The organism is Pseudomonas sp. RtIB026, assembly GCF_016861355.2.
GTDB classification, from domain to species: Bacteria; Pseudomonadota; Gammaproteobacteria; order Pseudomonadales; family Pseudomonadaceae; genus Aquipseudomonas; species Aquipseudomonas peradeniyensis.
The window spans coordinates 1,739,290-1,757,934 of the sequence record NZ_AP023348.2; the positions used below are offsets into that span (position 1 = coordinate 1,739,290).

The 18,645-nt window shown below is 65.3% G+C and carries 23 protein-coding genes; 18 read left to right on the forward strand and 5 right to left on the reverse strand.

Annotated features, from left to right (window positions below; translation table 11 throughout):
- Window positions 1-447: 447 nt before the first annotated feature.
- The 5 genes from PRtIB026_RS07845 to PRtIB026_RS07865 all read left to right on the forward strand — a co-directional run bounded on the left by PRtIB026_RS07845 (window position 448) and on the right by PRtIB026_RS07865 (window position 2,894).
- Window positions 448-693: a hypothetical protein gene (locus tag PRtIB026_RS07845; protein WP_203647942.1), complete on the forward strand. Its 246-nt coding sequence runs from the start codon at window positions 448-450 to the stop codon at window positions 691-693.
- A complete protein-coding gene (locus tag PRtIB026_RS07850; protein WP_203647941.1) occupies window positions 690-941 on the forward strand; it encodes a DUF3077 domain-containing protein in 252 nt (83 codons plus the stop codon). Before PRtIB026_RS07845 ends, PRtIB026_RS07850 begins: the two co-directional genes overlap by 4 nt.
- 174 nt (window positions 942-1,115) lie before the next feature.
- Window positions 1,116-1,679, forward strand: coding sequence for a GNAT family N-acetyltransferase (locus PRtIB026_RS07855; RefSeq protein ID WP_110604401.1), 564 nt, complete (start codon window positions 1,116-1,118; stop codon window positions 1,677-1,679).
- A 51-nt stretch (window positions 1,680-1,730) separates the two neighbouring features.
- Complete coding sequence (locus tag PRtIB026_RS07860; RefSeq protein ID WP_203647940.1) at window positions 1,731-2,270, forward strand: hypothetical protein; 540 nt, start codon at window positions 1,731-1,733, stop codon at window positions 2,268-2,270.
- A gap of 84 nt (window positions 2,271-2,354) precedes the next feature.
- On the forward strand, window positions 2,355-2,894 hold the full coding sequence (locus tag PRtIB026_RS07865; RefSeq protein WP_203647939.1) for a hypothetical protein: 540 nt from the start codon (window positions 2,355-2,357) through the stop codon (window positions 2,892-2,894).
- Between the two features lie 124 nt (window positions 2,895-3,018).
- On the opposite strand, the gene PRtIB026_RS07870 is transcribed toward PRtIB026_RS07865, so the two are convergent.
- Window positions 3,019-3,486 (reverse strand): DMT family transporter, encoded by a 468-nt coding sequence (locus tag PRtIB026_RS07870; RefSeq protein WP_203647938.1) that lies wholly within the window; start codon window positions 3,484-3,486, stop codon window positions 3,019-3,021.
- A 91-nt stretch (window positions 3,487-3,577) separates the two neighbouring features.
- On the opposite strand from PRtIB026_RS07870, the gene PRtIB026_RS07875 reads away from it, so the two are divergent.
- The 4 genes from PRtIB026_RS07875 to PRtIB026_RS07890 all read left to right on the forward strand — a co-directional run bounded on the left by PRtIB026_RS07875 (window position 3,578) and on the right by PRtIB026_RS07890 (window position 6,059).
- The gene (locus tag PRtIB026_RS07875; RefSeq protein ID WP_203647937.1) at window positions 3,578-4,498 is read left to right on the forward strand and encodes a LysR family transcriptional regulator; all 921 of its coding nucleotides are present in this window, start codon (window positions 3,578-3,580) and stop codon (window positions 4,496-4,498) included.
- A gap of 196 nt (window positions 4,499-4,694) precedes the next feature.
- Window positions 4,695-5,081, forward strand: coding sequence for a lysozyme inhibitor LprI family protein (locus PRtIB026_RS07880; protein ID WP_062575096.1), 387 nt, complete (start codon window positions 4,695-4,697; stop codon window positions 5,079-5,081).
- 117 nt (window positions 5,082-5,198) lie between these two features.
- The gene (locus PRtIB026_RS07885) at window positions 5,199-5,639 is read left to right on the forward strand and encodes a Panacea domain-containing protein (protein WP_203647936.1); all 441 of its coding nucleotides are present in this window, start codon (window positions 5,199-5,201) and stop codon (window positions 5,637-5,639) included.
- Between the two features lie 3 nt (window positions 5,640-5,642).
- Window positions 5,643-6,059 (forward strand): hypothetical protein, encoded by a 417-nt coding sequence (locus tag PRtIB026_RS07890; protein WP_203647935.1) that lies wholly within the window; start codon window positions 5,643-5,645, stop codon window positions 6,057-6,059.
- 271 nt (window positions 6,060-6,330) lie between these two features.
- On the opposite strand, the gene mnmH is transcribed toward PRtIB026_RS07890, so the two are convergent.
- A complete protein-coding gene (mnmH, locus tag PRtIB026_RS07895) occupies window positions 6,331-7,443 on the reverse strand; it encodes a tRNA 2-selenouridine(34) synthase MnmH (RefSeq protein WP_203647934.1) in 1,113 nt (370 codons plus the stop codon).
- Window positions 7,443-8,477, reverse strand: a complete 1,035-nt coding sequence (gene selD, locus PRtIB026_RS07900; protein ID WP_203647933.1) for a selenide, water dikinase SelD — start codon at window positions 8,475-8,477, stop codon at window positions 7,443-7,445. The genes mnmH and selD overlap by 1 nt, the downstream gene beginning before the upstream one ends.
- A 163-nt stretch (window positions 8,478-8,640) precedes the next feature.
- Here selD and PRtIB026_RS07905 point away from each other — a divergent pair, with 163 nt between their 5' ends.
- The 8 genes from PRtIB026_RS07905 to moaE all read left to right on the forward strand — a co-directional run bounded on the left by PRtIB026_RS07905 (window position 8,641) and on the right by moaE (window position 14,852).
- A complete protein-coding gene (locus PRtIB026_RS07905) occupies window positions 8,641-9,495 on the forward strand; it encodes a putative selenate ABC transporter substrate-binding protein (protein WP_050703810.1) in 855 nt (284 codons plus the stop codon).
- Complete coding sequence (locus PRtIB026_RS07910; protein ID WP_267813739.1) at window positions 9,492-10,286, forward strand: phosphonate ABC transporter ATP-binding protein; 795 nt, start codon at window positions 9,492-9,494, stop codon at window positions 10,284-10,286. The genes PRtIB026_RS07905 and PRtIB026_RS07910 overlap by 4 nt, the downstream gene beginning before the upstream one ends.
- A complete protein-coding gene (locus PRtIB026_RS07915) occupies window positions 10,280-11,107 on the forward strand; it encodes a PhnE/PtxC family ABC transporter permease (protein WP_203647932.1) in 828 nt (275 codons plus the stop codon). The genes PRtIB026_RS07910 and PRtIB026_RS07915 overlap by 7 nt, the downstream gene beginning before the upstream one ends.
- Window positions 11,104-11,871 carry a phosphonate ABC transporter, permease protein PhnE gene (gene phnE, locus PRtIB026_RS07920; protein WP_203647931.1) on the forward strand — a complete coding sequence of 256 codons (768 nt, stop codon included), beginning with the start codon at window positions 11,104-11,106 and terminating at the stop codon, window positions 11,869-11,871. Before PRtIB026_RS07915 ends, phnE begins: the two co-directional genes overlap by 4 nt.
- Before the next feature lie 294 nt (window positions 11,872-12,165).
- Window positions 12,166-13,560 (forward strand): PhoH family protein, encoded by a 1,395-nt coding sequence (locus PRtIB026_RS07925; protein ID WP_011535580.1) that lies wholly within the window; start codon window positions 12,166-12,168, stop codon window positions 13,558-13,560.
- A gap of 121 nt (window positions 13,561-13,681) precedes the next feature.
- Window positions 13,682-14,152, forward strand: coding sequence for a cyclic pyranopterin monophosphate synthase MoaC (moaC, locus tag PRtIB026_RS07930; protein WP_046857035.1), 471 nt, complete (start codon window positions 13,682-13,684; stop codon window positions 14,150-14,152).
- The gene (moaD, locus tag PRtIB026_RS07935; protein ID WP_203647930.1) at window positions 14,152-14,397 is read left to right on the forward strand and encodes a molybdopterin converting factor subunit 1; all 246 of its coding nucleotides are present in this window, start codon (window positions 14,152-14,154) and stop codon (window positions 14,395-14,397) included. Before moaC ends, moaD begins: the two co-directional genes overlap by 1 nt.
- A 2-nt stretch (window positions 14,398-14,399) precedes the next feature.
- Window positions 14,400-14,852: a molybdopterin synthase catalytic subunit MoaE gene (moaE, locus tag PRtIB026_RS07940; RefSeq protein ID WP_203647929.1), complete on the forward strand. Its 453-nt coding sequence runs from the start codon at window positions 14,400-14,402 to the stop codon at window positions 14,850-14,852.
- Between the two features lie 154 nt (window positions 14,853-15,006).
- Here moaE and rhlB read toward each other — a convergent pair whose 3' ends face one another.
- Together rhlB and PRtIB026_RS07950 are read right to left on the reverse strand one after the other, a co-directional pair.
- Window positions 15,007-16,473: an ATP-dependent RNA helicase RhlB gene (gene rhlB / locus PRtIB026_RS07945; RefSeq protein WP_203647928.1), complete on the reverse strand. Its 1,467-nt coding sequence runs from the start codon at window positions 16,471-16,473 to the stop codon at window positions 15,007-15,009.
- Window positions 16,474-16,565: 92 nt separating this feature from the next.
- Window positions 16,566-17,222 carry an alpha/beta hydrolase gene (locus tag PRtIB026_RS07950; RefSeq protein WP_203647927.1) on the reverse strand — a complete coding sequence of 219 codons (657 nt, stop codon included), beginning with the start codon at window positions 17,220-17,222 and terminating at the stop codon, window positions 16,566-16,568.
- 335 nt (window positions 17,223-17,557) lie between these two features.
- Here PRtIB026_RS07950 and PRtIB026_RS07955 point away from each other — a divergent pair, with 335 nt between their 5' ends.
- Entirely contained in the window at window positions 17,558-18,586 is a 1,029-nt protein-coding gene (locus PRtIB026_RS07955; protein ID WP_023629381.1) for an amino acid ABC transporter substrate-binding protein, read from the forward strand.
- The last annotated feature ends 59 nt before the right edge of the window (window positions 18,587-18,645 follow it).

Here is an 18,645-nt window from a genome sequence, read left to right on the forward strand (position 1 = left end):
TTTTCTTGGTCTTCGAGCGCGAGGGCTGTTGACCGCATCAGGGCCACCAGGCGTTCGCCGCAAATTTTGCAGCGCCATGCACCTGGTGGCCATGACGCGGTCAAAACCCTAGTCCCAAACCCCGTAAGATATTTCCGAATTTGAAACCAAGTCCTTCAGCCAGCCAGCGCTTCGGACCTATCCTACGCGCCTGCCGGAAGGCTCTGAATTGGCCGGGAAACTCATCAGGGGTACCGTCACTGGGTCGTCACATTTGGCGACCGGGTGTGAGAAGCCCGTTGTGTGAACCATGTCGATTCCGTCAATGGCGGTCGTGCGCGTGCAGGCTTTGGCCTGACCGTGGATTCATGGTTACACACGGGCTTCTCACCATGCGTACGACTGCCACCCTAATCTGTGAGAAGGATCGAGGTGGTTGTTCCTGGATTTCAATTTCGAGGAGTAACCATGAAAAAACTTGTACCCGACCCACCCTACCCAATCCCCTTCGTCACCATCATCAGCGACCTCGACCCCGAGGAAGCCATGGCCCACGCCAACAAGCTGATGCATACCCTCAGCGACACCGTCCACGCCTACACCGTCTGCCAGCGCGACGAGCGCCTCGACGTGATGATGGACAGCGTCGAGATCCTCGGCCAACTGGTCATCTCGCTGGTTCGCCACGCCCGGTCCAAGGGGGCGCCGGTATGAGCGACGACAGCAAGCCCGGCTCGACCCAGGGCAAGACCACCTGCCTCGAGATCTTCTGCATCCAGCCCGGCATCCCGTTCGATCACGCCTTCAGCGACCTGTCGGTGCTGCTCGGCTGTGTGGCGCACTTCACCACCGAGGCTGAGATGGAAGGGGACCTCATGGCCGCCAGTGCCGCTCGGATCCTCAGCGGGCTGGCCAAGGGGCTGATCGATGACATGGAATTGGGGCTGAATCGAGCGCGGTGAATGGGGGGCTGCTGCGCAGCCCGTTCGCGGCACAAGGCCGCTCCTACAAGAAAACGCGATCCCCTGTAGGAGCGGCCTTGTGCCGCGAACGGGCCGCAAAGCGGCCCCAGGGATGCCAGACCGGGCCACTGTCGTTAGACTGTCATCTCCCCACCACCGGACAGGAGTCCCGGCGTGCCCGACCCTCGCAGTTTCCCCAGCGACCTGTGCCTTGAAAGCCCACGCCTGCAGCTGCGCCCCATGCGCCATGGCGACGCGCAGCAGTGGCTGACCATCATGGCCGACCCGGAAGTGATGCGTTACTGGTACCACGCCCCCTGGCAGACCCTGGCCGAGGCCGAAAGCGCCCTGGCCGCCGACCGCGAAGCCTATGCCGCCGGCCAGTTGCTCAAACTGGGCATGTACCGCCGCGACAACGGCGAGCTGATCGGCATGGTCCAGCTGTTCAACCTCGAGGAGGGCTCGCGCCGTGGCGAGATCGGCTACTGCCTGGCCAAGTCGGCCCAAGGGCGGGGCTACATGGACGAGGCGCTGACCTGCTTCATCGACTACCTCGCCCACACCCTGCACCTGCGTCGCCTGGAGGCGGAAATCGACCCGCGCAACCAGGGCTCGGCGCGCACCCTCGAGCGCCAGGGCTTCGTCCTGGAGGGGACGCTGCGGGCCCGCTGGTGCGTAGCGGGTGAGCTGTCTGACTCGGGGCTGTACGGGCTGCTGCTGGAACCGCCTGTGGCCTGATACCCGAGGGTGTCATGGACGAGTCTTTTATTGATGGATGGAGCCCGTGTTTTGCCTGTTTTATATGTGACGTTCACCTTGCTGCTGTTCCTGCTATGCCTGTGTTTCGACGGCATCCTGATGGGCGTCGATGGGCATATGCCTGCTTTGCAGATACTGCTCATGGGCCCTTGGGGCATTGCCTTCGGGCAGTACCAGTGGTTTGCCAATCCGCTGCTGGGCCTGGCGCTGGTCGCCCATCGGCGCTTTCGCCGGCTGGCGCTTGCAGCCGGGGTGATCGCGCTGGGCCTGGCGCTCAGTTGCCTTGGCATCGAACGGGTGCCGGACAACCGCAGCTATAACTTCCTGCCCCTGACGGGTTTTGGCGCCGGTTACTATCTATGGACACTGGCGATCCTGCTGTTCTGCGTCGGGCAGGCCTGGTGGTGCCGCAAGGTGCGTTCGGCGGCGGATGTGCCGGGCTGGCGCTGGTTCGATGGTGTGTTGATCACGGTGCTGGTGGCGACGATCTACGCCGGGACGCAGATGCCGAGCCTGCGCGTCCAGCCGAGCGGCGCCGACGAGTTGCCGGAGCAGGCTGCGACACGCTGATGCGGTGCGGCCCGGATGGGTTTGGAAAGTCGACAGGGGCTGGGTTAAGGTCGCAGCTTGTCCCGTTTTCTCCAGGTACCTGACTTGCCCGCTTTCTACCTGACCACAAGCCTGGCCCTGTACCTGCTGAGCCTGGCTTTCGACGGTGCCCTGACGGGCGCCGGGCGGCATGTGCCGGCGCTGCAGATGCTGCTCTACGGCCCCTGGGGCATCGCCTTCGGCCTGTACCAGTGGTTCGCCAATCCGCTGCTGGCACTGGCGGTTCTCGCCCATCGTCGGTTCCGCCGCCTGGCGCTGGTATGCGGCCTGGTGGCGTTGTACCTGGCGGCCAGCAGTTTTGCCATCAGCCGCTTGCCGGACAACCAGAGCTACGCCTTCCAGGATGTGACCGGCTTCGGCGTGGGCTTCTACCTGTGGCTGCTGGCGATCCTGGTGTTCTGCCTGGGGCAGCTGTGGTGGTGCTGGAAGGCGCGCTCGGCGGCGGATGTGCCGGGCTGGGGTTGGCTCGATGTGGCGCTGATCGCTGCCCTGAGCGTGGCGCTGTATGCCGGTACGCAGATGCCCTCGCTGCGCTTCGAGCCGCACAAGGTGATCGTGCCGCCGGAGCAGCCGCGCAGCTTGTGATGGATTGCCCTGCGACAAGGCCCTCAATGCCAGCTCTTTCAAGGTCTTTGGGTGCGAGGATTGTTGACCGAGTGAGGGCCACCAAGTGTTCGCTGCAAGGCGAGCGGCGGGCACTTGATGGCCCTCAACGCACCGTTCCCCACTGCACCACGATCATCCCGATCACGATCATCCCCACCCCCGCCAACCGCAACAGGTTCACCGGCCGCTCCGGCAACCCCATCAAGCCAAACTGGTCGATCAGCAGCGACGACAGCACCTGCCCCGCCACCACGCAGACGATGAACCCGGCTGCCCCCAGGCGCGGCGTCAGCACCAGCGCGGCGGTGATGTACAGCACCCCGGCGACCCCGCCGAACCAGGCCCACCAGGGCGCATGGGCCAGTTGCTGCACCTGCGGCAGCGGCGCGCGCATCAGCAGCAGGGCCGGCACCAGCATCAGCAGGCTGACCAGCAACGACACCCCGGCGGCCCACAGCGGATGGCCGAGCAGGCGCCCGAGTGCGGCGTTGCTGCCCGCCTGGAACGGCACGGCGGCGCCTGCAAGGAGGGCGATGAGCAAGGGGAGGGCGGCGAAGAGGCTGGCGGGCATGGTGTCTACTCCAGATAAGAACACTGGCCTCAGTCTCGATCATGCATTTCAATGATGGAAATTCGAACTTCGCACAGGCTATATTCGTACCATGGATGATTTGCGCCGCATCGACCTGAACCTGCTGCTGACCTTGCACGCCTTGCTCAGCGAGCAACATGTCTCCCGGGCGGCACTGCGCCTGCATCGCAGCCAGCCGGCGGTCAGCCATGCCCTGGCGCAGTTGCGCGAGCTCTTCGCCGACCCGCTGCTGGTGCGACGCGGTGGCCGCCTGCAACTGACAGCCCGTGCCGAGGCCTTGCAAGCGCCGTTGCAGGAGGCGTTGCAGCAACTCGACGGATTGCTCGGCACGCCGGGCTTCGAGCCGGCGCGGGTACGGCGTACCTTTCGCCTGGCCATGTCCGACTACGGCGCCCGCGTGGTGCTGCCAGCGCTGATGCGCCTGCTGCGGCGCGAAGCGCCGGGCATTGACCTGGTGGTGTCCCAGGGCAGCCGTGAGGCGATGCTCGGCCAGTTGATCGACGGCGAGGCGGACCTGGCGCTGGGCGTGTTCCCGGAGCTGCCGACGGAAATGGCCCAGCAGGTGCTGTTCGAGGAGTCCTTCGTCTGCCTGGCCGACCGCGCCAGCCTGCCGCCCCGTGGCGGCCTGGCGCTCGACCCGTGGCTGGCGCGGCCCCATGTGCTGGTGGCGGTACGCCCCGGCATCGACAACGAGATCGACCAGGCCCTGGCCAGCTTGGGCGCACGTCGGCGCATCGCCTTGACCCTGCCGCATTGGGGTGTGGCCCAAAGCCTCATTGCCGGGACCGATCTGGTGCTCACCGTGGCCCGGCGCAGCCTCGCCGGTGCCCGGCTGGACCCGGCGCTGCGCCAGTTCGCGCCGCCCCTGGCGATCTCGCCGTTCGCCTTCGCCCAGGCCTGGCATTCGCGGCGTGACGGCGATGCCGGGCACCGCTGGCTGCGGGCGCGGATCCAGGCGCTGTGCGTGAACGAAAGCGTGGCAGGGTGCTAGTGTCCTGTCTCGGAAATAAGCTGTTCACTTTTGGCGGCGTCTTGGGCGCCCGGCCGGCGTTGCCACTCCTCGCCATAGCCCTGCTATGACTCGTCGCGGCGCCTTGCCCGAACACCCAAGCCACTCGCCAAAAGAGAACGTATTTCCAAGACAGGACACTAGGCTGTGCCAAGACCCTAAGCGAGAAGGAATGCCCATGTTCAAGCGTTACCTGCCCGGCGTTGCCGCCCTGCTGATCGCGACCGCTGCCCAGGCCGAAGACTATTCGCCCACCTACACCCAGTGCATGGACAAGGCCTCCAGCACCTTGGCCATGGGCGCCTGTATCCAGGCCGAGACCCAGCTACAGGATGACCGGCTGAACCGGGTCTACAAGCAGTTGATGGCCAAGCTCGACAGCCAGCAGCAGAAGGACCTGCGCGAAGTCCAGCGTACCTGGATGAAGTACCGCGACGGCAACTGCGCGTTCCACGGCAAGTTGAGCAACGGCAGCATCTACCGCATCGAAGGCGCGATGTGCGAGATGGACATGAGCAAGGACCGGGCGGCGGAGCTGGAGCGTGTGCTCAGTCCGGGGCAGTAGCGCAGCATCAGCTTACAGATTGGTGGTTGATCTGGTCGGCTGAAGGGTATCGCCGCGACCTTGATGGCTGTATTTTTGTACAGCTCATGGACAGCTTGTTCACCAAGGGAGGAGCACATGCCTGACAGCACCGATGTCGCCAACTACTTCCTCACGCTGGAAGGCGAGGCGGGTGAAATCTCGAACCTGAAGCTGCAGAAGCTGGTTTATTACGCGCAGGGCTTCAGCTTGGTCTTGCTGGGCGGGCCGTTGTTTGAAGAGCGAATCGAGGCCTGGATGCATGGCCCGGTGGTGCCCGACCTCTACCGCCGGTTCAGCCAGCACGGCTCGAACCCGATTCCGGTGCCTGCCGTGTTCGAGCCGACCTGCTTTTCCCGGGAGCAGGCCCGTCTGATCAAGGAGGTCTTCGAGGTTTATGGGCAGTATTCGGCGTGGAAGCTCCGCCAACTGACCCATGAAGAAGACCCCTGGCGGGACAATTATCAGGAGGGCGCTTTCAGCCGGGAAATTCCCCGGGACGAAATGCAGCGCTACTTCAGGAACCACCTGGTGAACTGAGCAATGGTACGCAAGCGACTCAAGGAGCGAGACGCCCAGGGAAATCAGGTCAGGACACGCCAAGCGGCAGGCGAGGCTGACGATTCGGACCTGCGCCCACCAGTGTTCTCACTGGAGTACCTGCAATCAGGTTGGTGCATCCAGGATTGCCAGCAGGCGGAGCGGGCGCGGATGCTCGAGCGACTGCGCCAGATCAGCCAACGCACGTGGCGAGAGATCCGCCAGCTCGATCGACACGGTTATGGCACGGAGACGATTTCACGCGGCAGTATCAGGGCTGTGTTGCCTTCATTTCTCACCGAGGATGTTCGGTTGCTGGCGTTCAGGGCTTTCGATCTGGTGGCGATGGTGGGGTATCGCAGCGGGCGGATCTTCCATGTGATCTGGATAGATCGTGAGTTCAAGTTGTACAAGCATTGACGCGAAGTGCAGTGGTCCTTTGGTGGGCTAGTCAAGCGGGGTATGGCACCGGCTTTGCCGGTGTTCGCGGGGCAAGCCCGCTCCCACAGGGTGCGCGGACTACCCGCGAAGTCAGCTCCCTGCGCGACTGTGGGAGCGGGTTTACCCGCGAAGAATCCAACGCGGTGCCTGGCACCGGCTTCGCCGGTGTTCGCGGCTAAAGCCGCTCCCACAGGTCCCTGCTAAATCAATCAGTCATTTGCAGTTCCATTGGAGCGGTCTTGCCCGAGCTTCAGGCGCTGCGGTGCGCGCGTCGTGCCCGGGCCTTCAGGTACTCGCGCACCTCCACCCCGTCTCCGGCGAACTCGATCCGCTGTGCCTTGGCCTCACGCTGGTAGGCGTACATCGGGTCGTAGTATTCCTTGAGCAGCCCTTCGATCCACCCTCGGTGCAGGCTCACGTCACCACTGCGCAACTGCTCCTCCAGCGCCTGGTCGAGCAACGTCGACAGCCGCTGGAAGCGTTCGCCGCCCAGGCGCTTGTGGATGTTGGCCATGCTCTGGCGCATGCGCTCGGCGAACAGTGGGCCGCCAGCCTCTGCACCGTGCACGGCGATGTATTCGGCGCACAGGTTGATCACGTAGTCGCGCAGGATGCGTTCCACGCGATGCTCGAAGCTGTCTTCAAGCCACACCAGCGGATAGCGCTGCATGCCCTGGTACAGCTCCAGCGGCACCGCGCAGCTGCCGACCACGCGGCCTTCGTCCTCGAGCACGAACTGGCCGGTGCCACGCTCGCGTTTCTTGAGGATGTCGATGGCCAGCGCGTTCTCGAAATCGATCTGCGCCGGCTGCGCCGTGGCGCGCTTGCCGAAGCTGGAGCCGCGGTGGTTGGCGTGGCCTTCCAGATCGAGCACGTTGTCCAGCTGGTGCAGCACATCGGTCTTGCCGGTGCCGGTCAGCCCGCCCAGCAGAACGAACTCGCACTGCTGCACCGCCTGCAGCGTGGTATCCATCAGCAGGGTGCGCATGGCCTTGTAGCCGCCCACCACCTTCGGGTACTGGATGCCGGCGTCCTTGAGCCAGCCCTGGACGATCTGCGAGCGCAGGCCGCCACGGAAGCAGTAGAGGTAGCCGTCGGGATGGGCCTGGGTGAACGCGGCCCAGTCTTCCAGGCGCTGCTGCTTGAGCGCGCCGTTGACCAACTGGTGGCCCAGGGCGATGGCGGCGGCCTGGCCCTGCTGCTTGTAGCAGGTGCCGACCTTCTGCCGCTCCTGGTCGTTCATCAGCGGCAGGTTGACGGCGCCGGGGAAGGCGCCCTTGGTGAATTCGATTGGTGCGCGCATGTCCATCATCGGCACGTCGTCGAGGAACAGCTGTTTCAGCTCGGTGCAGTCGGGGCGCATCAGATCACCTCGACTGCGTGGCTCTGTCGCTCGACCAGCTCGCCGATCGGCGCCAGCTCGAGCCCGAGTTCCCGCGCCACGGCGAGGAATTCCGTCTCGCCCTGCGGGGTGACCGCCACCAGCAGGCCGCCGCTGGTCTGCGGGTCGCACAGCAGGTGCTTCTGCTCGTCGCTCAACGCGCCGATCTTGTGCCCGTAGCTGTCGAAGTTGCGCAGGGTGCCGCCGGGGATGCAGCCTTCGGCCAGGTAATGCTCGACGCTTGGCAGGCGCGGCACGGCAGCGAACTGCAGGCGGGCGGTGAGGCCGCTGCCTTCGGCGACTTCGACCAGGTGGCCGAGCAGGCCGAAACCGGTGACGTCGGTCATCGCCTGCACGCCGTCGAGCTTGCCGAAGCGGCTGCCCGGGGTGTTGAGGGTGCACATCCAGTCGCGGGCCAGGCCCTGGTCCTGCTCGCGCAGTTTGGCCTTCTTCTCGGCGGTGGTGAGAATGCCGATGCCCAGCGGCTTGGTCAGGTACAGGCGGCAGCCGACGCTGGCGGTGTCGTTGCGCTTGAGGTGGCGCTTGCTCACCACGCCGGTCACGGCCAGGCCGAAGATCGGCTCGGGGGCGTCGATGGAGTGGCCGCCGGCCAGCGGGATGCCCGCTTCGGCGCACACGGCGCGGCCGCCGCGGATCACCTCGCGGGCGACTTCCGGCGGCAGCACGTTGACCGGCCAGCCGAGGATGGCGATGGCCATCAGCGGGTCACCGCCCATGGCGTAGATGTCGCTGATGGCGTTGGTGGCGGCAATGCGGCCGAAGTCGTACGGGTCGTCGACGATGGGCATGAAGAAGTCGGTGGTCGAGACCACGCCACGCTCGTCATCCAGGGCGTAGACGGCGGCGTCGTCGCGCGAGGCGTTGCCGACCCAGAGTTTTGGGTCGAGGGCCTGGGTGCCGCTCTCGGCGAGGATCACATCCAGGACCTTGGGAGAAATCTTGCAGCCACAGCCAGCGCCGTGGCTGTACTGTGTCAGACGAATCGGCTCGCTCATGTGCACCTCGACTTTTCGTGATGCGCGATTGTAGCAAAGCTGGCCTTTGTGCCTGCGGCTCTTATACTTCCCTCGTTTATCAGCATCGCGGGGCAAGCCCGCTCCCACGCAGACCTGCGATGCGCCATCGACTCATGCCCCGCTATCGAACCGGAGAATCCCCATGCTCAAACGCCCCCTGGCCCTGTTTGCCGGCCTCGCGCTGTCCTGCTGCGCGGTGGTCGCCCAGGCCGCCGATGTGCTGCGCGTCAGCGCCATCCCCGACGAGGCGCCGACCGAACTGCTGCGCAAGTTCAAGCCGCTGGGCGAATACCTCGAGCAGCAACTGGGCATGAAAGTGCAGTTCGTGCCGGTGGCTGACTACCCGGCGGTGGTCGAGTCGCTGGCCAGCGATCGTCTGGACCTGGCCTGGCTGGGGGGCTTCACCTTCGTCCAGGTGCACCTGAAGGACCCCAAGGCCACGCCGCTGGTGCAGCGTGAGCAGGATGCCAAGTTCACCAGCAAGTTCATCACCGCCAACCCGGACGTGAAGAGCCTCAAGGATCTGAAGGGCAAGACCTTCGCCTTCGGTTCGATTTCGTCCACCTCGGGCAGCCTGATGCCGCGTTACTTCATGCTCAAGAACGACAACATCAAGCCCGAGGAGTACTTCAGCCGCGTCGCCTATTCCGGCGCCCACGATGCCACCGCCGCCTGGGTCCAGGCCGGCAAGGCCGATGCCGGCGTGCTCAACGCCAGCGTCTGGGACAAGCTGGTCGCGGCGGGCAAGGTCGATACCAGCAAGGTGAAGGTGTTCGCCACCACGCCGGAGTACTTCGACTACAACTGGACCGTGCGCGGCAACATGGACCCGGCACTGAAAGAAAAGATCAAGCAGGCCTTCCTCGCCCTGGACCCGGCCAAGCCTGCGGACAAGGCGATCCTCGACCTGCAGGCCGCCAGCCGCTTCATCGAGACCAAGCCCGAGAACTACGCGGGCACCGAGCAAGCCGCGCGTGAGGCCGGCCTGCTCAAGTGAGTATCCGTGTTCAGGGCGCCAGTGTGCGCCATGGCCAGGTCCAGGCCTTGAGCGCGGTGGACCTGCAGTTCGGCCAAGGCGAGCGGGTGGCGATCATCGGCCCGTCCGGGGCCGGCAAGTCCAGCCTGCTGCACCTGATGGCCACTGCCGTGGCGCCCAGTGACGGGCGCCTGGAGCTGTTGGGCGAGCAACCCTGGGCCTTGTCTGCCCGGGCCCGCCAGCGCTTGCGCGCACGGGTTGGCCTGGTGCACCAGGCGCCGCCCCTGCCGCCGCGCCAGCGGGTGGTCACCGCCGTGCTGGCGGGGCGCCTCGGGCAGTGGGGCACGTTGCGCGGGCTGCTCAATCTGATCCATCCCGGCGATGTGCCCGGTGCCCGCGCGGTGCTGGCCGAGCTGGGCATGGCCGACAAGCTGTTCGCCCAGTGCGGGCAGTTGTCCGGTGGCCAGTTGCAGCGGGTCGGCATTGCCCGCGCCTTGTACCAGCGACCTGAAGTGCTGCTGACCGACGAACCGGTCTCGGCCATGGACCCGGTGCTGGCCGACCACAGCCTGGCGCTGCTCAACCGCCATGCCCAGGCCCATGGCGTGACCCTGGTCGCCAGCCTGCACGCGGTGGAGCTCGCGCTGGCGCATTTTCCGCGCATTGTCGGCATTCGTGCCGGGCAGGTGGCGTTCGACTGCCCGGCAGCAGCGGTCAGCGAAGCGATGCTCGATGCCTTGTACGCCAACGAGCAACTGGCCTCGCCTGTCGCCGCGACGGCGAGCCTGCAGGTGCAGATCCCGCGATGCTGAGCACTGACCAGCGCGATCCCGCTGCCATCCCCCGCTTGTTGTTGACCCTGCTGGGCCTGGCGTTGCTGTGGCCGGGCCTGCGCTTGAGCGAACTCGACCCCGGCGTGCTGTTGCAGGCCGAGAACCGCCGGCAGATGGCCAGCTTCGTCAGCGCGTTCTGGCCCCCGGCCCACGACGCCGGGTTTCTCGACCTGCTGCTCACCGCCACCGTGCAGACCCTGGCCGTGGCCACGGCGGGCATGACCCTGGCGTTGCTGCTGGCAGTCCCGGCCAGCCTGCTGGCCAGCCGGGCGTTGTCGCTGCGGGCGGCTTCCAATGGTGGACGTCTGGGACCATGGTCACGCGCTGCGCGCCTGCCGGTGCGCGGCGTGCTGATCTTCCTGCGCAGCGTGCCGGAGATCGTCTGGGCACTGCTGTTCGTCCGCGCCGTGGGCCTGGGCCCGACCGCCGGGGTGCTGGCCATCGCCATTACCTACAGCGGCATGCTCGGCAAGGTCTACGCGGAGATCTTCGAATCGGTGGACCAGCGCCCGGCCCATGCCTTGCTCCAGGCCGGCAGCAGCCGGCTGTCGGCGTTTCTCTACGGCACCCTGCCCGAGGCCGCGAGCGAGGTGGTGTCCTACACCGTGTACCGCTGGGAATGCGCGGTGCGCGCCTCGGTGGTGATGGGCTTCGTTGGCGCCGGCGGCCTCGGCCAGCAGATCGACCTGTCGATGCGCATGTTCGCCGGCGCCGAGGTGGCGAGCATGCTGCTGACCTTCCTGCTGCTGGTGATGCTGGCCGACCTGCTCAGCCGCTTCCTGCGCGGGAGGCTCGCATGAGGCGGGTGATCAATGGGCTGGTGATTGTCGCGATCCTGGCGGCGGTGCTGGCGTCGTTCGCCTACCTGGAGCTGGACCTGGCAGCGGTTGTCGGCAGCGGTGGGCCGGCGCAGATGGGGGAATACGCGGCGCGTTTCCTGCACCCGGACCTCTCTGTGGCGCACCTGCGGGCGGTTGGGCGCGGCGCCTTGGAAACGCTGGCGATGTCGGGGATGGGGACACTGCTGGCAATACTGCTCGGCCTGATGCTGGCGCTGCCGGCCGCCGGACGCTTTGGCTGGCCGTTGCAGGGCGCGGCGCGCCTGCTGCTCAATGCGCTGCGGGCGATTCCGGAGCTGGTCTGGGCGGCGCTGACCGTGCTGGCGGCGGGCCTGGGGCCGAATGCCGGCACCCTGGCGCTGGCGCTGCACACCGCCGGGGTGCTGGGGCGGCTGTTCGCCGAGGCGCTGGAGAATGCGCCGCCTGAGCCTGCGACGGCGATCCGCCTGCAAGGCGGCAGCCAGGTGGCGGCGTTCTGTTTCGGCACGTTGCCCAACCTGTGGCCACAACTGCTGGCGTACAGCCTGTATCGCTGGGAAAACAACATCCGCATGGCCAGCGTGCTGGGCTTCGTGGGGGCGGGCGGGCTGGGACAGATGCTCTACGCGACCCTGAGCCTGTTCCAGGAGGCCCAGGCCAGCACGGTGATCATCGCCATGCTGTTGCTGGTGCTGCTGGTGGATGCCCTGAGCAATGTGCTGCGCCAGCGTTTCGTGCGCGCCTGAACGGGCTTGATGCGCTACCTGATCTCTGACTGTAGTCCCGCTCCGGCCTCGCGCCAAGCCCTGTTCGTCAATCCGAAAAATAAACTTCACTAGAGCGTAAAAAGACTTTTTTCGGTCATGGTTTTTGCGGTATCAAGGAATCAGACAGCCGAACCCTGCAGCACAGGTGGCGTCATCCACGCCCCTTTTGCCAGGTGAGCTTCCCGCCCGTAACGACGCGGATACGGGAAGAACGGCAGTCACTCTGCGGCGCAGCCGTTCGCGCCGTGTGGCTTTCACATAAGGTGAACGAGTATGGATGACCAAGGACGCAACCCTTCCTCCAACCAGCCAATCCTGTATGTGCTCGATACCAACGTCCTGATTCACGACCCCAACGCCCTGCTCAACTTCGAGGAGCACCACGTCGCCATACCGATGACGGTGCTGGAGGAACTCGACAAGCTCAAGACCGGTAAACACACCATCGCCGCCGAGTGTCGCCAGGCCATCCGCCTGATCGACCAGACCCTCGGTGATGCCTCGCCCAGCGATGTCGAGCAGGGCGTGCCGATCCAGCGCGGCAAGAGCGGGCCCAAGGGCTTCCTGTCCATCCTCATGAGCACGCGCAACGAGCCGAACCGCCTGCTCCCCGAAAACCTCGCCGACAACATCATCATCAACCAGCTGCTGGACCTGCGCGCCAAGCGCAAGGACCTCGACGTGGTGCTGGTGACCAAGGACATCAACATGCGCCTGAAGGCGCGTGCCTGCGGGATTGCCGCCGAGGACTACAGCACCGACCAGCTGGTCGACGACGTGTCCTTGCTGTCCAAGGGCTATCACTCGGTCACAGGGTCGTTCTGGGACCGCGTGAGCAAGGTCGACACCCGCCAGGAACGCGGCCGTACCTGGCACCGGGTGCAACTGATCGACAACCTGCCGGCGGTGCATATCAACGAGTTCATCATCGATGAACAGGGCTTCGTCGGTTGGATCAAGGGCATCCGCAACGACGAGCTGCTGCTGCTCGACCTGCACCAGGAACCGCTGCTGCACCAGGAAGCCTGGGGCCTCAAGCCGCGGGACATCCACCAGAGCCTGGCGCTGTTCGCCCTGCTCGACCCGGATATCCACCTGGTCAACCTCACCGGCGCCGCCGGCTCCGGCAAGACCATCCTGGCGTTGGCCGCGGCCATCGAGCAGACCATGGTCAGCAAGCGCTACCGGCGCATCATCGCCACCCGCAGCGTGCAGGGGCTGGACCAGGAGATCGGCTTCCTGCCGGGCACCGAGGCGGAGAAGATGGAGCCCTGGCTGGGCGCCATCACCGACAACCTCGAAGCGCTGCACATGGACGACGAGAGCACCCACGGCAGTGTCGAGTACATCCTCGAGCGGGTGCCGTTGCAGTTCAAGTCGCTGAACTACATCCGGGGTCGCAGCTTCCAGCAGAGCCTGATCCTCATCGACGAGTGCCAGAACCTCACGCCGCACCAGATCAAGACCATCATCACCCGCGCGGGGAACGGGTCCAAGGTGGTCTGCCTGGGCAACCTGGCGCAGATCGACACGCCGTACCTGTCGGCCACCAGCTCCGGGCTGACCTACCTGACCGAACGCTTCAAGGACTTCCCCCACGGCGTTCACATCACCCTGCAGGGCGTGCCGCGCTCGGTGCTGGCCGAGTACGCCGAGTCGCATCTGTAACCCAAGCCCGCTCCCACGATTCGTCGTGGGAGCGGGCTTACCCCGCGATGCGCTGATCTGCCCTCTGCTCAAAGCTGACCTGCAGGTTTACACTCTGTATTCCCTACCCAGGAGCAGAGCAGTGCTGACTCATCTTGATTCCCAGGGGCGCGCCAACATGGTCGACGTCACTGAAAAGGCCGTGACCGCGCGCGAGGCGATTGCCGAGGCGCGGGTGCGCATGTTGCCGGACACCCTGCGCATGATCGTCGATGGCCAACATCCCAAGGGCGACGTGTTCGCCGTGGCGCGCATCGCCGGCATCCAGGCGGCGAAGAAGACCAGCGACCTGATCCCGCTGTGCCATCCGCTGATGCTTACCGGCGTCAAGGTCGAGCTGGCCGCCGAAGGCGAGGATGTGGTGCATATCGTCGCCCGCTGCAAGTTGGCCGGGCAGACCGGCGTCGAGATGGAAGCCCTGACCGCCGCCAGCGTCGCCGCGCTGACCATCTACGACATGTGCAAGGCGGTGGACAAGGGCATGGTCATCGAGCAAGTGCGCCTGCTGGAGAAGACCGGCGGCAAGAGCGGCCACTACAAGGTGGAGGGGTGATGAAGGTCAAGGTCATGTATTTCGCCCGCTACCGTGAGTTGCTGGGCGTCGATGCCGAGCGCCTGGAAGGTGACTTCAAGGTACTGGAGGATGTGCGCCAGGCCCTGGTGGGCAAGGGCGGGCATTATGCGGTGCTGGCCGAGCAGAACCTGATGTGCGCCCGCAACGAAGAGCTGTGCCGGCTCGATGAGCCAGTGGAAGAGGGTGACGAGATCGCGTTCTTCCCACCCGTGACCGGAGGTTGACCGTGGCCGTACGTGTCCAGCAGGCGGCCTTCGACCCGGGCGCTGAGGTCAACGCCATGCACGCCGCCAATGTCGGCGTGGGGGCGGTAGTCGGTTTCGTCGGCTACGTGCGCGACTTCAACGATGGCCTGGATGTGGCCGGGATGTTCCTCGAGCACTACCCGGGGATGACCGAGAAGGCCCTGGCCAAGATCGTGGTCGAGGCCGAGCAGCGCTGGCCGTTGCTCAAGGTCGAGGTGCTGCACCGCATCGGCGCCCTGGAGCCGGGCGAGCCGATCGTCTTCGTCGGCGTGGCCAGCGCGCACCGCCAGGCGGCGTTCGATGCCTGCAATTTCATCATGGATTACCTGAAGACCCGGGCGCCGTTCTGGAAGAAGGAGAACACCCGGGAAGGGCCGCGCTGGGTCGAGGGTAAGCAGAGCGATCAGGATGCGGCGGGGCGCTGGGAGTCCTAGGGAAAGGTCGCTTTCTGTAGGAGCGGCCTTGTGCCGCGAAAGGGCCGCAAAGCGGCCCCAGGGTTTCAGCATTGATGCAGATATTGCTGGGGCCGCTGCGCGGCCCTTTCGCGGCACAAGGCCGCTCCTACAGGGAGGTGAGCGGCCTTGAAGATCAATGATGCTTGCGCGGCACCGGCTTCAACAGCTCGTCCGGCGGCATCTCGCACTTGATCTTGCGCCCCAGCAGCTCCTCGATCGCCGGCAGCTGGTACGAATCGTCCTCGCCGGCAAAGCTGATCGACACACCGCTGCTGCCCGCACGGCCGGTACGGCCGATACGGTGCACGTAGTCGTCCGGATCTTCCGGCAGGGTGAAGTTGATCACATGGCTGATGCCGTCGATGTGGATGCCGCGGCCGGCCACATCGGTGGCCACCAGCACGCTGATGCGTCCTTCGCGGAAATTCTCCAGGGTGCGGATGCGCTTGTGCTGTGGCACGTCGCCCGACAGCTGGGCGGCGTTGATGCCGTCGCGCACCAGTTTCTCCTCGATGCGCCGCACCTCGTCCTTGCGGTTGGCGAACACCATCACCCGTTCCCACTTGTTCTGCGTGACCAGGTTGTACAGCAGCTTGTACTTGTCGCTGCCGGCCACGGCGTAGACGTGCTGCTCGACGGTCTCGCTGGCCACGTTCTCCGGCTCGATCTCGACGATGGCCGGATCGGTGGTCCACTGCTTGGCCAGGTTCATCACATCGTCGGTGAAGGTGGCCGAGAACAGCAGGGTCTGGCGCTCGCTCTTGGGCGGGGTCTGGCGGATGATCTGGCGGACCTGGGGGATGAAGCCCATGTCGAGCATGCGGTCGGCCTCGTCCAGCACCAGCACCTCGACCATGTCCAGGTGCACCTCGCCGCGCTGGTTGAAGTCCAGCAGGCGGCCGGGGGTGGCCACCAGGATGTCGCAGTGGCGGGCCTCCAGCGATTTCAGCTGCTTGTCGAAGTCCATGCCGCCGACGAAGCTCATCACGTTCAGGCCGCTGTACTTGGTTAGCGCCTGGGCATCCTTGGCGATCTGCACCACCAGCTCGCGGGTCGGGGCGATGATCAGTGCCCGCGGCTCGCCCATGTAGCGCTCCTTGGGCGGTGGCACTTGCTGCAGCTGCGAGATGATCGAGACCAGGAACGCGGCGGTCTTGCCGGTGCCGGTCTGGGCCCGGCCGATGGCGTCCTGGCCACGCAGGGTGTGGCCCAGGACCTGGGCCTGGATCGGCGTGCAGTAGGGGAAACCGAGGTCGTGGATGGCGTGCATCAGCTCGTTGGAGAGCTTGAAGTCGTGGAAGCGGGTCTTGCCTTCCTGCGGCTCGACCACGAAGTCCTCGGGCTTCCACAGGCTGGCCTGGGGCTTGGGCTTGCGTTCGCGGCGCGGCTTGTCCCGGGCGGGCTGCTCGGCGCGTGGCTGGTCGGCGGGCTGGGGTTCGGCCTGCGGTTTTGCCGCGGCCCTGGGCTTGGCGTGCTGGCGCGCTGGTGCCTTTTCGACGGCCGGTTGCGCGGCCGGCGCGGGCGGGGTCACGGCGACGGGCTCGGCGGCCTGTGGCGCGGCGTCTCCCTTGGCGAATATTTTCTTGAGTGCCTTGAGCACGGTCGTCTCGTCAACTGGTTAAGGAATGTACGCCGGGCAGTGTAATGCAAGAATCGGGCGCGGCGTAGTGCAATGCATCCTGGGCTACAGGATCACTTCAGCTGGTGGCTCAGCCAGTCGTGGATGTCGGACAGCTCGGCCACCGCCACTTCGTGTTCCATGGGGTACTCGTGCCACTGGGCAGCCACACCCCAGGTATCGAGGTATTCGAACGCCGTGCGGCCCATCGACGGGATCACCACCGAGTCATGCACGCCGTGCAGGCACAGCGCCGGGGTGCGCTGCTGGCAGGCGCTCAACTGCTGGCTGTCGGTGAAGGTCGGTGCGTAGGTGGACAGGGCGATCACCCCGCCCAGGGCCTCCTGCCACTTTATATAGGCGGTGTGCAGCACCACGGCGCCGCCCTGGGAGAAACCGGCGAGGAAGATGCGCGACAGGTTGATGCCCTTGGCCTGTTCCGCCTTGATCAGGGCAATGACCTGATCGGCCGATTCCTCCAGCTGCGTTTCGTCGATGGCCCGCGCCGGGGTCATGGCCTTGATGTCGTACCAGCTGGGCATCTGGTAGCCACCGTTGATGGTCACCGGGCGGGTGGGGGCCTGGGGCATGATGAAGCGGGTGCTCAGCAGGCGTTCCTGGAGAAATTCCGCCACAGGTAGGAAGTCGTAACGGTCGGCCCCCAGGCCGTGCAACCAGATCACACAGGCGTCGGCGGTTTTCTGGGGTTCGAGGATCAGCGGGTTGGTCATGACTGCTCCGAAAGAGTGCTTGCGTACTTATGTAGTGCGTAAAAAGAAGGCATTGGAGGTTAATGCCAGAAAAAGATGTCGCAACTCTACAACTTTTACTACTTGACTACCGCTTAATCGCTTAAGCCTTCGACTGTGGTACGCCCTTTGCTATGTCCTTGCCATGCGAAGAGGTGGACCGGTCGCGGTAACACCCCTCGTGTGGATCGAAGGCTGTCATAGAACAGCCCATTGCGCCAATTGACCCAAAAACAAGCCAACAAGGGGTCGGATGCGCCTCATAAGGGTGCGGTGCAATTCCGGCTCATACAACAAGAGCGATTTGGAGGTTGTTGATGAAGATGTTGAAAACCACCCTGGCAGTCCTGACCGCCGCCGCCGCGCTGGGCGCCACCAGCTTCGCCCAGGCCGGCGCCACCCTCGATGCGGTGAAGAAGAAGGGCTTCGTCCAGTGTGGCGTGAGCGATGGTCTTCCAGGTTTCTCCGTACCGGACGCGCAAGGCAAGATCGTCGGCATCGACGCCGATGTGTGCCGCGCCGTGGCCGCCGCCGTGTTCGGCGACGCGACCAAGGTCAAGTTCAGCCAGCTCAACGCCAAGGAGCGCTTCACCGCGCTGCAGTCCGGCGAAGTCGACGTGCTGTCGCGCAACACCACCTGGACCAGCTCGCGCGATGCCGGCATGGGCCTGGTGTTCGCTGGCGTCACCTACTACGACGGCGTCGGCTTCCTCGCCAACAAGAAACTCGGCGTCTCCAGCGCCAAGGAACTCGACGGCGCGACCATCTGCATCCAGGCCGGCACCACCACCGAGCTGAACGTCTCCGACTACTTCCGCGCCAATGGCCTGAAGTACACCCCGATCACCTTCGACACCTCCGACGAAAGCGCCAAGTCGCTGGAGTCCGGCCGTTGCGACGTGCTGACCTCGGACAAGTCGCAGCTGTTCGCCCAGCGTTCCAAGCTGGCCGCGCCGACCGAGTACGTGGTGCTGCCGGAAACCATCTCCAAGGAGCCGCTGGGCCCGGTGGTGCGCAAGGGCGACGAGGAGTGGTTCAGCATCGTCAAGTGGACCCTGTTCGCCATGCTCAATGCTGAAGAGGCCGGCGTCACCTCGAAGAACGTCGAGGCCGAGGCCAAGTCCACCAAGAACCCTGACGTCGCCCGCCTGCTGGGCGCCGATGGCGAGTACGGCAAGGACCTCAAGCTGCCCAAGGACTGGGTAGTGCAGATCGTCAAGCAAGTCGGCAACTATGGCGAAGTGTTCGAGAAGAACCTGGGCCAGAGCACCGACCTGAAGATCGACCGTGGCATGAACGCCCTGTGGAACAACGGCGGCATCCAGTACGCGCCACCGGTGCGCTGATGGTTGCACCCCGCGGCGGCATCCTGCCGCCGCGGGTCGTTCGAATCCCTTCTTTTCGG